This window comes from Rhodococcus sp. IEGM1339 (assembly GCF_050321925.1).
GTDB classification, from domain to species: Bacteria; Actinomycetota; Actinomycetes; order Mycobacteriales; family Mycobacteriaceae; genus Rhodococcus; species Rhodococcus pyridinivorans.
On record NZ_JBNQFT010000001.1, the window covers coordinates 183,648 to 196,576 of the forward strand.

Below are 12,929 nucleotides of genomic sequence, written 5' to 3' on the forward strand. Positions count from 1 at the left end.
TGCCTTCTCCGGCAGGTGTTCGGCCGCCGGACTGCCGTCAGCGCAGACGGCGCGGTCCGAGGTCGAGCGGGTGCGGTTCGGGCCCGATCCGCACGTGCGCGTCGGTGAGTTCGGCTCCCACCACCGAGGCCAGGACCGGTTCGCACACCAGTTCGCGCACCTCGGGCAGGTCGTCGGCGAGCGCCGAGATCCTCTGGACGAAGTCGACGAGTGCCGGCTTGTTCACCGGTGCGGCATTGCGATAGCCCGAGAGCAACGGCGCCGCCTTCGGCGCGTCGATCAACTCGACCGCCTCGTCCTCCGTGAGCGGAAGAACCCGGTAGGCGCGGTCGCCGAGCAGGTCGGAGATCACACCGGCGAGACCGAACGAGATGAGCGAACCGAACGACGGGTCGTCCTGCACACGGATCGCGCAACCGATGCCCTTGTGGGCCATCCGCTGCACATGCATCAACGGCTCCCCCGACACCGCGGCCAGGTCGCAATAGGCGATCCGTACCGAATCGGCGTCGACGAGATCGAGCCGGACCCCGGTCAGATCGGGCCGGTGCCGCCACTGCGCACCGGTGGCCTTGACCGCCACGGGGAAGCCGATCTCGTCCGCCGCCTCGACCGCCTCCTCCTCGGTGGTGACGGCGCGGAAGTCCGCGACCTCGACTCCGTAGCAGGACAGCAGCAGGGCCGCCTCGGTATCCGACAGGTAGCGACCCTCGGGAGTCGTCTCGAGCCAGCCGTCCACGAGCGTACGGGCGCGCTCGGGATCGATGCCCGCCGGTCGCACGACCTGCGAGGGCGGACGACTGCGCCATTTCGCGTACCGCCACGCCCGCCCCAGGGCGAGCGCCGCTCGTTCCGGACCGGGATAGGACGGCACGGATCCGCGGGTCGGGTTGCCGTCCGGTCCGCGCACGGCCAGGACGTCGGGGATACCCTCGGTCGCCAGGAAGGTCGTGACCACCGGCTTCTCCGACCCGGCGACGGCGTCGCGCAGGGCCTGCGCGTAGGGCTGGACGTCGACGGCGACCGGCGGGACGAAGACCGCGATCACCGAGTCGACATCGGGTGAGTCGAGCGCCCGGGCGACGGCTTCGGCGAATTCCTCGGGCGACGCCTGCGCGCCGAGATCCACCGCGTCCGGTGCCTGCAGACCCTGGCCGCGGGCGGCGTCGACGGCGAGCAGACCCAGGGCGGTGGAGTTGCCGACCACGGCGACGCGGGGACCCGCGGGCAGCGGCTGGTAACCGAACAGCAGGGCCGAGTCGAAGAGCTGGCCGATGGACTCGACCTGGACGACACCGGCCTGCTCGAACAGGTATCGCACGATGGTGTCGTCCATCTCCCCCGTCCGGGCGGCGAGCGCCGGCGGCACCGCGTGGCGGCCGCTCTTGACGGCGACGATCGGTTTGCTGCGCGCCACCCGCCGCGCGATGCGCGAGAACTTGCGCGGGTTGCCGAAACTCTCCAGATACAGCAGCACCACTTCGGTGGCAGGATCGGTGTCCCAGTACTGCAGCAGGTCGTTGCCGGACAGGTCGGCGCGGTTGCCGGCCGAGACGAAGGACGACAGTCCGACACCCGTCTTGGCGGCCTCGTCGAGGATCGCGATGCCGAGGGCGCCGGACTGGCAGAAGAAACCGACGTTGCCGGACGCCGGGAGCACGGGCGCGAGGGTCGCGTTGAGTCGGATGGCGGGATCGTTGTTGGCGACACCGAGAGCATTCGGCCCGATGAGTCGCATACCGTGCGACCGCGCGGCCAGCGTGAGCCGCCGCTCGGCGTCGCGACCCTCCGGTCCGGTCTCGCCGAAACCGGACGAGACGACGAGCAGGGCCTTGACACCCTTCGCGAGACAGTCGTCGAGCACCGAGTCGATCGATTCGGCGGGGACGGCGGCGACCGCGAGATCGATCTCATCGGGGATGTCGCGGACGGTCGGGTAGGCGCGGACACCTCGGACGGACCGGTGTTCGGCGTTGACCGGGTAGACCGGCCCGGTGAACCCGCTGCGCAGCATGTTCACCAGGACGGCGTTGCCCACCTTGCGGCTGTCGGTGGAGGCACCGATGACGGCGACACTACCGGGACCGAGGATGTTGCGCACGCTGCGCGCCTCGGCGGCGCGTTCGCGGGCGTTGCGGACCGAGACGAGGGCTTCGGTGGGGTCGATCGCGAACTCGAGCCGGACGACTCCCCCTTCGAAGCTGCGGCTGACCTGGTAGCCGGCTTCCCGGAAGACCGTGATCATGTGCCGGTTCTCGGCGAGGACCTCGGCGACGAAGGTGTGCAGTCCGTTCTCGGCGGCCGCGCCGGCGAGATGTTCGAGCAGGATCGGACCGAGACCGCGTCCCTGGTGAGCGTCGGCGACGGTGAAGGCCACCTCGGCGGAGAGACCGTCGCCCTCGTGCGAGAGTCCCTCGTACCGCCCGACGGCGATGATCTCGTCGCCGAGCACCGCGACGAACGCCACCCGGGACTTGTGGTCGACGACCGTGAAGTTGAACAGGTCCTTCTTCGAGATCGTCGGGTACGGACCGAAGTACCGCAGATAGCGGGTGCGTTCGGACAGTTTGCTGTGAAAGGCGACGATCGCGTCAGCGTCCTCGGGGACGATCGGCCGCAGGTGTACGACACCGCCGTCCGAGGCCAGCACGTCGGCGACCCAGTGCCGCGGATAGTCGCGGGCGCGCGCCAGCGCCGCCTCGCGCGCGGGGTCGGTCTCCCCTGTCGTCCCGGCACCCTGCGCGGGGGCCGCGCCCGTCGCAGACGCGGAGTCCGGTGCCGCCGAGGGATTCTGCCGGTCAGTCACGGGGGTCCTCCGGGTCCAGGCCGAGCAGCGGGAAGGCCGCCCGCCTCGTGGCGATGATCGCCGAATCGATGCGGGTCAGTGCGCGGTCCAGGGACGCGATCCCCGTTTCCGGTGTGCCACCGGGACCGTCCCACGGCAGGTACGAGACGTCGGAGCCCTCCCCCATGACCGTGGGCAGTTCGACGCTCGGGGCGAGAGCGCCGACGCGCTCGCTCCAGTCCGCCGGAACCGGGGTGCTCAGGTCGATCTCGCGGTCCAGCGCCGCGGCGATCAGGTGGGTCCACGCGCGCGGCACCACCCGCACGAGGCCGTAACCGCCGCCGCCCACGGCGAGCCAGCGACCCTCGCAGTAGCGGTCGGCGAGATCGCGCATCGCGAGATACGACGCGCGCTGGCCGTCGACGGTCAGGGAGAGATCGGCCAGAGGGTCCTCGCGGTGGCTGTCGGCACCGCACTGACTGATGAGTATCTGGGGGCGGAACGCCGCGACCGCGCCCGGCACGACGGCATGGAAGGCGCGCAACCACAACGCGTCCACGGTGCCCGGCAGTACCGGCAGATTGATCGCGGTGCCCTCGGCCGGACCCGAACCGACCTCGCTGGACCACCCGGTGTTGGGCCACAGCGTCGCGGGATGCTGGTGCAGGGAGATGGTCAGGACGCGGGGATCGCCGAGGAATGCGTGCTGCACACCGTCGCCGTGGTGGGCGTCGACGTCGATGTAGGCGATGCGGTCGTAGCCGTGGTCGAGCAGCCACGAGATCGCGATGGCGGCGTCGTTGTAGACGCAGAACCCGGCGGCCCAGTCGGCCATCGCGTGGTGCATGCCGCCCCCGATGCTCACCGCACGGCGGGCCCGGCCGCTCGCGATCTCGCGTGCGGCCGCGAGGGTTCCCCCGGCGAGCGTCGCGCTGGCCTCGTGCATACGGGGGAAGATCGGGTTGTCCTCGGTGCCGAGACCGTGGGGTGCGTCGGCCGGGGGTGCCGCTCCCTCCGGAGCGGAGCCCGCGCGCTTGACCGCGTCGACGTAGGACGAGGTGTGGATGCGCAGCAGATCGGTGTCGTCCGCAGGGGACGGGCGGACCGTCTCGACGCCTTCGAGGAGACCGAGACTGCGGGACAGCGCCATCGTGAGATCGAGACGCGTGGGGTTCATCGGATGTGTCGGACCCCACCGGTAGTCGAGGTAGTCGGGGCTCCACACCACTATCCGATCGCCGCTCAGCTGTGTCGTACCGCCCGCCGCGGTGGAGCTCGTGGTCATGGATACAGACGCTACTGGTCCACCCACGGACATGCGAGCCTCGGAGGGCGCCCCACCGTCCTGTTCGCACGGTTAGAATCGGCCCAGACGAAGGGGTGTGAGAGTGAAGGACCTGGTCGATACAACGGAGATGTATCTCCGGACCATCTACGACTTGGAAGAGGAAGGTGTGGTGCCGCTGCGCGCGCGTATCGCCGAGCGCCTCGAACAGAGCGGACCGACGGTCAGCCAGACCGTGGCCCGCATGGAACGCGACGGCCTGCTCCGGGTCGCCGGCGACCGCCACCTGCAGCTCACCGAGAAGGGCCGCGATCTCGCGGTCTCGGTCATGCGCAAGCACCGGCTCGCGGAACGGCTTCTCGTGGACGTGATCGGTCTCGACTGGGAGAACGTGCACGCCGAGGCCTGCCGCTGGGAACACGTGATGAGCGAGGAGGTCGAGCGCCGTCTCGTGGAGGTGCTCAACAACCCGACCACCTCCCCCTACGGCAACCCCATTCCAGGACTGGCCCAGCTCGGCCTCGACCGCACGGCGGTCCTCGACGAGAAGCTGGTGCGGTTGACGGACATCCCGCACGGCAAGCCGACCGCGGTCGTGGTACGCCGGCTCGCGGAGTACGTCCAGTCCGACCCCGAGGTCATCGCGCGACTGCGTGAGGCCGGTGTGGTCCCGGACGCGCGGGTTACAGTCGAGACGCGACCGGGCTCGGTGTCCATCACCGTGGCCGGTCACGACAGCTTCGAGCTTTCCGACGAGATGGCCCACGCCGTGCAGGTGAAGCAGGTCTGACCCAGGCCCCTTTTCGCATGTCCGGTACGGGCGTGCGAAAAGGGGATGTCCAGCGTGAGACTTCTGGTGACCGGCGGCGCCGGCTACGTGGGCAGCGTGTGCACAACCGTGTTGCTCGAGCAGGGCCACGACGTCGTGGTCGTCGACGACCTATCCACCGGGAACGCCGAAGCGGTGCCCACCGGTGCCGAGTTCGTCGAGGGCGACATCGCGGCCGTCGCCGACGAACTGCTCTCCGGATCCCGTTTCGACGGCGTCCTCCACTTCGGTGCACAGTCCCTCGTCGGCGAGTCGGTGGAGTTCCCCGAGAAGTACTGGCAAGGCAACGTGGTGACCACCCTGGCCCTGCTCGAGGCCGTCCGCCGCTCGGGTACCCCACGGTTGGTGTTCTCCTCCACCGCCGCGACCTACGGCGAACCCGACAGCGTGCCGATCACCGAGGACGCGCCCACCCGGCCGACCAACCCGTACGGTGCGTCGAAGCTCGCCATCGATCATGCGATCTCCTCGTACGCGCACGCTCACGGTCTCGCGGCGACGAGTCTGCGGTACTTCAACGTCGCCGGCGCCTACGGCGGTGCCGGGGAGAACCGGGTCGTCGAGACGCATCTGATCCCACTCGTGCTGCAGGTCGCTCTCGGTGTGCGCGATCACATCTCGGTCTTCGGCACCGACTGGCCGACCAAGGACGGCACCGCGGTGCGCGACTACATCCACGTCAAGGATCTCGCCGACGCCCACGTACTGGCACTGACGAAGTCCGAACCCGGCCGCCACGGGATCTACAACCTCGGCAGCGGAGAGGGCTTCACCGTCCGCGAGGTCATCTCGGCGTGCGAGCGAGTCACGGGCCTGCCGATCGCAGCGGTCGACGCGCCGCGCCGTGCCGGTGATCCGGCCGTGCTCATCGCCTCGAGCAGCCGCGCGATCTCCGAGCTCGGGTGGAACCCCCAGCACACCGATCTCGACGAGATCGTCTCCGATGCGTGGGAGTTCACCCGGTCTCTCGGCGACCGGCTGCACGCTGCTCGACGCTGATCGAGGACACGGCTCCGGTTCAGGACGGTTCGTCGCCGCGCGGCAGTTCGAGTCCCAGCCGCGCCGCGATCTCGTGTCCGGTCTCCGCGAGGCCACGGATCGACTCGGGACGCAGTCCCGCCTGCAGGGCCTGGTCGAGCAGATCCGAAAGCCGGTGGCGGGGATCGGATTCGAGGGCCGCTGCGAGCGCGACCCCGGCGAGCGGACCGTCGCCGCGCACGTAAGCGCCGAAGCCGACAAGCGCGGCGGCATCGGCCCGCTCGGGATCGGGCAGAGCCCGGGCGAGTTCGGTCCACAGACGCTCCGCCGGCCGTGCGAGCGGTCCGGTCGCAAGTCCCATGGCGGCGTCGCGCACCGTGCGGTTGGCGAGCAGGACGGCCAGCTCGGCGATGTCGGACGCGCTGGGATCCGTTCCGCCGGCGTACGTCTCGATGTGTGCGAGCACGGTTTCGAGTTCGAGACGGTCGGCGCGTTCGCCGCCGCCCTCGCGGGCACAGCGTTCGTACTCGCGGTCGCGGGTCTCGACGACCTCGTCGATACACCGCGCGACTTCCTGCCTCACCGCCGGCGGATACGGCGCGAGCAGTGCGGCGAGCTCGGTGCGGGAGCCGCGGATCGGGCTGCCCTCGAACACCCGGGCCACCGCGACCACCGAGGACCCGGGATCGGCCACGCTGCCGGTGATGTTCTGGCCGGGCACGAACCAGGTCGCTCCACCGGTGATCTCCGGTAGCGCGTACACCCCCGCCAGGTCGATGCCGACGGCGTCGAGATGGTCGGCGAAGTCGTCGACGAGCCTGCACACGTCGGCGATCACCGGATCGTGCCGGTCGATGAGGTCGTCGTCCACGAGAACGGCCACCACAGATTCCGCGCCCTCGCGGGCACAGACGGCGCAGAAGCGCCGGAACGCCGCGCGCATGGGTTCCGGGACCGACTCTCCGGGCCGGGGCAGGACGAGGTCGTGTCGCATCACGGCGCCGATACTCGCCACCTTCCCGTTCGGGCGGGTCGGAGCGTCACCAGTCGGGGTCAGGCACATCACGACGATCGAACGCATCGGCGGGAAGCCCATGAGGGCGGGCAGGGCGGCGATCACGTCACCGACATCGGTGAGACGGAGGGGATGCGACGACGAAGGCGTGGAAGTTGTCATGCTCGAACCGTGGCCCATCGGCCCGAGCGGAAAGCGACTCCCGGGGTCGTTCCGCGGCCTTCTGGGGATGAACCGGCCGGCTGTGGACAACTCCGCGACCGGCATCGTCGACCCGTGCCGAACGGACGATCCCGTCGGTGAACGCTGTTAGGGTGCGCGCCTGACCCCGTCAGGGGCGGGCGGCGAAGTCGACGGCCTCCCGGAACACGAGGTCGAGATTGTCGGCGTCGGGCGGCGCCGCGTCGAAGGACAGGTACGTGACCGTCACACGCACGTCCCCGATCTGCGCGATCCGCGCGGCCATCGACTGCGTCATGCCACCCGATCCCCTGCCGGAGTCGACCGTGCGGGTCAGGGCCAGCGTCTCGGCCCCATCGACGGCTATGGCGGGATCGTCGCCGAGGACGGTCGAGACGGTCGAGGTGATCCCCCGCACGGTGGCGTCCACCTGCGAGCACTCGGTGAGATAGGTGCGGTACTCGCCGACGTCCGGAGCGGAACGGGTGACCTCGACACTGATCGTCGCGCGACTGGCGTTGTCGGTACCGACCACCATGGCGGTGCTCTCGGGGCCGTAATTCTGCGCGGGCGGCAGACATCCGCCCGGATCGACCTTCGAGCCGGGCTGGATCCCGGTCAGGTCGGGCGCTGCCTGCGCCACGGCCTCCGGTGGGAGGACCACCGCGACGTACGGTTCGGGAAAACGTTCGGGAGGAAGCACCAGCTCGCCCGGTGCCCGGACAATCGCGGGTGCAGGTGCAGGCGCGGTTCCCGTCAGGGCTGCCGGTTCGGGCCGGGGGTCGCCGGAGACGGCCTGGGAGCAGGCGGATGCGAGCATCAGGCACGCTGTCGCCACCGCGCTTCGGGCGGCCGATGCGCGGCGCCTCGGACGAGTGTCGCGTCGGGTCACCCGAACCTCCCTCGGTCGTCGACGTCGGGCAGGATGTGCGCCCCGGAATCGGTCGTCGTAGCGTCGATTAGACTCGAACACCACCATGCCACGTCGGGTGACCCCGGCGGAGATGCCGAGACGAAGTGTGATCGGAGTGGTTCGCAGATGGACGAACAGTCCCGCATGTACGAGCTGGAATTCCCGGCTCCGCAGCTCACCTCCCCGGAAGGTGAGGGGCCGGTCCTCGTGCACGGTCTCGAAGGTTTCGCCGACGCGGGACACGCGGTGCGCCTGGCGACCACGCACCTGCGCGAGAGTCTGGAGACCGAGCTCGTCGCGTCGTTCGCCGTCGACGAACTGATCGACTACCGGTCGCGTCGGCCGCTCATGACGTTCGAGGCCGACCACTTCTCGGACTACGCCGAGCCCGAACTGAACCTGTACGCGCTCATCGATGAGGCCGGCACCCCGTTCCTACTGCTCGCGGGTGCCGAGCCGGATCTGAAGTGGGAGCGTTTCATCACCGCGGTGCGGTTGCTCGCCGAGCAGTTCGGGGTGCGGCGGACCATCGGACTCAACGCGATCCCCATGGCGATCCCGCACACCCGGCCGTTGGCGGTCACCGCGCACTCGACGAACAAGGACCTCATCGCGGGGCACCACCGTTGGTCGGGCGAGCTCCAGGTGCCCGCGGGAGTGTCGTCGCTGCTCGAATACCGCATGGGCCAGCACGGGCACGAGTCCGTAGGCTTCTCCGTGCACGTGCCGCACTATCTCGCCCAGACCGACTATCCGGCGGCCGCCGAGACGCTGCTGACGAACGTCGCAGAGGTCGGCGGCCTCGAGCTGTCTCTGCAGGCGCTCGGTGAGGCCGCGGCGCGGGTGCGGGAGCAGATCGACGAGCACATCGAGGACAATGCCGAGGTCCTCGGCGTGGTACACGCGCTCGAGCGGCAATACGACAGCTACGTCGCCGCCCAGGAACAGCAGACCTCTCCCCTGCCGACCGACGAGAGTCTGCCGACGGGTGAGGAGATCGGGGCGGAGTTCGAGCGGTTCCTCGCCGAATACGACCGGCGCGGCGCCGGTCCCGGCGGCGATCTCCCCGGTCCGGACGACGGAAGAACCGGCGACGGCGAATTCGGCGAGTTCGACCCGGACGACGGGGACGATTCCGCTCCGCGTTGACACCACGGCGGGTTCGCCGGATGTTTCATGATCATCACAATCGTCGTTGTCGACGTCACATACAGACATGTACGCTTCGGCGACATGCCACAGTGGTAGTTGTGTCCGGCTCTCGGCCACGGGTCGGGCAGCCTGACTACCACCACGCGATCACCGACGTCGCAGGAGACGCTCATGGTTCCACCGCGCGCCCGGACACTCCGCCCGGTTCCGGACAACGAACCCCGCATCGTGTTCCGCACGATCCACGGTTACCGACGCGCGTTCCGCCTGGCCGGAAGCGGTCCCGCACTGCTGCTCGTACACGGAATCGGTGACGACTCGTCGACCTGGCAGGACGTGATCCCGCACCTGGCGGAGAAGTACACCGTGATCGCCCCCGACCTGCTCGGGCACGGTCGATCCGACAAGCCGCGGGCCGACTACTCGGTGGCCGCCTACGCGAACGGTATGCGCGACCTGCTGTCGGTCCTCGGGATCGAATCGGTCACGGTGATCGGCCATTCGCTCGGCGGCGGGGTGGCGATGCAGTTCGCCTACCAGTTCCCGCACATGGTCGAGCGTCTGGTGCTCGTCGCGTCCGGCGGGGTCACCAAGGACGTCCATCTTGCCCTGCGGCTGATCTCGGTGCCGATCGTCAGCGAAGCGCTGCGGGTCCTGCGACTGCCCGGGGCGATGCCCGTCCTGCGCGCTGCCGGCGCGATGCTGAACCGGGTCAACGGATCGCCACTGAGGCCCGGTGCCCTGCTGCACGACACCTCGGATCTGGTGCGCGTACTGGGGAACCTCCCCGACCCCACGGCCTACGAAGCGTATTTGCGCACGCTGCGCGCGGTGGTCGACTGGCGCGGTCAGGTGGTGACCATGCTCGACCGCTGTTATCTGACGGAGAACCTTCCCGTCCAGCTCATCTGGGGCGATCACGACAGCGTCATCCCCATCGCCCACGCCTATCTCGCGCATTCGGCCATGCCCGGTTCACGTCTCGAGATCTTCCGGGGCTCCGGCCACTTCCCGTTCCGCGACGACCCGCTGCGCTTCCTGCGGGTGGTCGAGAACTTCCTGGAGACCACCGCTCCCCTGGAGTTCGACCTCGACCGCTGGCGCCGGCTCCTCGTATCGGGTGTGAGCGAGTCGCAGATCAGCGGTGGCCCGGAGACCCGCATGGCGGTGCTCGGCGCGATGGGTTCGGACGAGCGCAGCGCCACCTGACCTGCACTACACGCCGGGCCACGCGACCCGCGGCGGTGGGTCGGGTCCTTCCGACTAGCCTGGAGAAGTGCTGCTTCCCGATCTGATACCCGACCCCGTCGACGACGACGCGCTGTTCGACGCGTTCACCACCTGGACGACGGATCGTGGCATCTCGCTGTATCCGGCGCAGGAGGAAGCGCTCATGGAGCTCGTCGCCGGCTCCAACGTCATCCTCGCCACGCCCACCGGCTCGGGAAAGTCGATGGTAGCGCTCGGCGCGCACTTCTTCGCGCTCGCTGCCGGGAAGCGCACCTTCTACACCGCCCCGATCAAGGCGCTCGTGAGCGAGAAGTTCTTCGCCCTGTGTGACGTCTTCGGTGCCGACAAGGTCGGCATGATGACCGGCGACGCATCGGTCAACGCCGGAGCGCCGATCATCTGCGCGACCGCCGAGATCGTCGCGAATCTCGCGTTGCGCGAGGGACCGGACTCCGACATCGGCCAGGTCGTGATGGACGAGTTCCACTTCTACTCCGAACCCGACCGCGGGTGGGCGTGGCAGGTTCCGCTCATCGAGTTGCCGCACGCGCAGTTCCTGCTCATGTCCGCGACGCTCGGCGACGTGACCTTCCTACAGAAGGATCTGACCCGCCGCACCGGACGGCCGACGGTGGAGGTCTCGGGCTCCGAACGACCCGTCCCGTTGACCTTCTCGTACTCGCAGGCACCCATCGGTGAAGCGATCGAAGAACTTGTCACCACCCATCAGGCACCCGTCTACGTCGTGCACTTCACCCAGGCCGCGGCCCTCGAGCGCGCCCAGGCCCTGACCAGCGTGAACATGTGCACGAAGGCCGAGAAGGAGGCGATCGCCACCGCGCTGGGCGACTTCCGGTTCTCCACCGGCTTCGGCAAGACCCTCTCGCGTCTCGTCCGGCACGGTATCGGTGTGCACCATGCGGGCATGCTGCCGAAGTACCGGCGCCTGATCGAGAAGCTCGCGCAGGACGGGCTCCTGAAGGTCATCTGCGGAACCGACACGCTCGGCGTCGGCATCAACGTGCCGATCCGCACCGTGTTGCTCACGGGCCTGACGAAGTTCGACGGCACCCGCACCCGGCAGCTCAAGGCGCGCGAGTTCCACCAGATCGCCGGTCGCGCAGGCCGCGCGGGATACGACACGATGGGCACCGTCGTCGTACAGGCCCCCGAGCACGAGATCGAGAACGTCCGGGCCCTCGCCAAGGCCGGGGACGACCCGAAGAAGCGCCGGAAGGTGCAGCGCAAGAAGGCACCCGAAGGGTTCGTCTCGTGGGGCGAGGGCACCTTCGACAAGCTGATCGCGGCGTCGCCCGAACCGCTGCAGTCACGGTTCTCGGTGAGCAACTCGATGCTGCTCAACGTCATTGCGCGACCGGGCAACTGCTTCGACGCGATGCGGCATCTGCTCGAGGACAACCACGAACCCCGTCAGGCGCAGCGCAAGCACATCCTCAAGACGATCTCGCTGTACCGGGGCCTGCTCCAAGCGGGTGTGGTGCAGCAACTCGACGAGCCCGACGAGTTCGGGCGCCGGGCCCGCCTCACCGTCGACCTGCAGCGCGACTTCGCGCTCAACCAGCCGCTGTCGCCGTTCGCCCTCGCAGCGATCGAACTACTCGACGTCGACTCCCCCACCTACGCGCTCGATGTGGTGTCGGTCATCGAATCGACCCTCGACGATCCCCGTCAGGTGCTCATGGCGCAGCAGCATGCCGCACGCGGTGAGGCCGTCGCACAGATGAAGGCCGACGGCATCGAGTACGACGAGCGGATGGAACTGCTCGAGGAGATCACCTGGCCCAAGCCGCTCGTGGAGCTGCTCGAGCCGGCCTTCGAGACGTACCGGGGTGGGCATCCCTGGGTGTCGGAGTTCCCCCTCTCCCCGAAGTCGGTGGTGCGCGACATGATCGAGCGCAGCATGACCTTCTCCGAGATGGTCTCGCACTACGGCCTGGCCCGCTCCGAGGGGCTGGTCCTGCGCTATCTCGCCGACGCCTACCGCGCGCTGCGGCAGACGGTGCCGGACGCCGCGCGCACGGAGGAACTCGAGGACATCATCGAGTGGCTCGGCGAGCTGATCCGGCAGGTCGACTCATCGTTGCTCGACGAGTGGGAGTCCCTCACCCATCCCGGGGTGGAATCCGACGACCAGCAGATCGCGTTCGGCGTCGACTCCCCTCGCCCGTTGTCCGCGAACGTCCGCGCGTTCAAGGTCATGGTCCGCAACGCGATGTTCAAGCGGGTCGAACTGGCCTCGCGTCGACGCTGGGACGAACTCGCGGCCCTCGGCGACGGTCTCGACGCCGAGGACTGGGAAGACCTGCTCGAGCTGTACTTCGACGAGTACGACGAGATCGGTACCGGCCCCGACGCGCGTGGACCGCTGCTGTTCACCGTCGAGATGGGTCCCGAGTTGTGGCGGGTGCGTCAGACCCTGCACGATCCGCAGGGCGATCACGGCTGGGCGTTGATCGGCGAGGTGAACCTCCGCGAGTCCGATGCGGCCGGTGAAGTGGTGTTCGACGAGTTCGAGATCGTCGAGGGCTGATCGTCGCAGGC

The 12,929-nt window shown here is 69.0% G+C and carries 9 protein-coding genes; 5 read left to right on the top strand and 4 right to left on the bottom strand.

What is annotated here, in order from left to right; genetic code table 11:
* Positions 1-37: 37 nt before the first annotated feature.
* Positions 38-2,692 carry a bifunctional GNAT family N-acetyltransferase/acetate--CoA ligase family protein gene (locus ACQR3U_RS00910; protein ID WP_230809619.1) on the bottom strand — a complete coding sequence of 885 codons (2,655 nt, stop codon included), beginning with the start codon at positions 2,690-2,692 and terminating at the stop codon, positions 38-40.
* Between the two features lie 106 nt (positions 2,693-2,798).
* Entirely contained in the window at positions 2,799-4,070 is a 1,272-nt protein-coding gene (locus tag ACQR3U_RS00915) for an acetoin utilization protein AcuC (RefSeq protein ID WP_006551331.1), read from the bottom strand.
* Between the two features lie 103 nt (positions 4,071-4,173).
* Here ACQR3U_RS00915 and ACQR3U_RS00920 point away from each other — a divergent pair, with 103 nt between their 5' ends.
* A complete protein-coding gene (locus ACQR3U_RS00920) occupies positions 4,174-4,860 on the top strand; it encodes a metal-dependent transcriptional regulator (RefSeq protein WP_006551330.1) in 687 nt (228 codons plus the stop codon).
* 45 nt (positions 4,861-4,905) lie between these two features.
* A complete protein-coding gene (gene galE / locus ACQR3U_RS00925; protein WP_175427942.1) occupies positions 4,906-5,898 on the top strand; it encodes a UDP-glucose 4-epimerase GalE in 993 nt (330 codons plus the stop codon).
* A gap of 19 nt (positions 5,899-5,917) precedes the next feature.
* Here the strand turns inward: galE and ACQR3U_RS00930 are convergent, their stop codons facing one another.
* Both ACQR3U_RS00930 and ACQR3U_RS00935 read right to left on the bottom strand, forming a co-directional pair.
* Positions 5,918-7,054: a DUF4192 domain-containing protein gene (locus tag ACQR3U_RS00930; protein WP_024100702.1), complete on the bottom strand. Its 1,137-nt coding sequence runs from the start codon at positions 7,052-7,054 to the stop codon at positions 5,918-5,920.
* 169 nt (positions 7,055-7,223) lie between these two features.
* A complete protein-coding gene (locus ACQR3U_RS00935; RefSeq protein ID WP_230809485.1) occupies positions 7,224-7,892 on the bottom strand; it encodes a DUF5642 family protein in 669 nt (222 codons plus the stop codon).
* A 219-nt stretch (positions 7,893-8,111) separates the two neighbouring features.
* Here ACQR3U_RS00935 and ACQR3U_RS00940 point away from each other — a divergent pair, with 219 nt between their 5' ends.
* The 3 genes from ACQR3U_RS00940 (at position 8,112) to ACQR3U_RS00950 (ending at position 12,918) form a co-directional block, all read left to right on the top strand.
* Complete coding sequence (locus tag ACQR3U_RS00940) at positions 8,112-9,134, top strand: proteasome assembly chaperone family protein (protein ID WP_219130261.1); 1,023 nt, start codon at positions 8,112-8,114, stop codon at positions 9,132-9,134.
* Positions 9,135-9,308: 174 nt separating this feature from the next.
* Entirely contained in the window at positions 9,309-10,346 is a 1,038-nt protein-coding gene (locus tag ACQR3U_RS00945) for an alpha/beta fold hydrolase (protein ID WP_006551325.1), read from the top strand.
* A gap of 67 nt (positions 10,347-10,413) precedes the next feature.
* Positions 10,414-12,918 carry a DEAD/DEAH box helicase gene (locus tag ACQR3U_RS00950; protein WP_230809486.1) on the top strand — a complete coding sequence of 835 codons (2,505 nt, stop codon included), beginning with the start codon at positions 10,414-10,416 and terminating at the stop codon, positions 12,916-12,918.
* The last annotated feature ends 11 nt before the right edge of the window (positions 12,919-12,929 follow it).

Bases quoted from the DNA above. Each gene is read 5' to 3' on its own strand.
- ACQR3U_RS00915 (WP_006551331.1), bottom strand. From the start codon at position 4,070: ATGACCACGAGCTCCACCGCGGCGGGCGGTACGACACAGCTGAGCGGC.
- galE (WP_175427942.1), top strand. From the start codon at position 4,906: ATGTCCAGCGTGAGACTTCTGGTGACCGGCGGCGCCGGCTACGTGGGC.
- ACQR3U_RS00930 (WP_024100702.1), bottom strand. From the start codon at position 7,054: ATGACAACTTCCACGCCTTCGTCGTCGCATCCCCTCCGTCTCACCGAT.
- ACQR3U_RS00935 (WP_230809485.1), bottom strand. From the start codon at position 7,892: ATGCTCGCATCCGCCTGCTCCCAGGCCGTCTCCGGCGACCCCCGGCCC.
- ACQR3U_RS00940 (WP_219130261.1), top strand. From the start codon at position 8,112: ATGGACGAACAGTCCCGCATGTACGAGCTGGAATTCCCGGCTCCGCAG.
- ACQR3U_RS00945 (WP_006551325.1), top strand. From the start codon at position 9,309: ATGGTTCCACCGCGCGCCCGGACACTCCGCCCGGTTCCGGACAACGAA.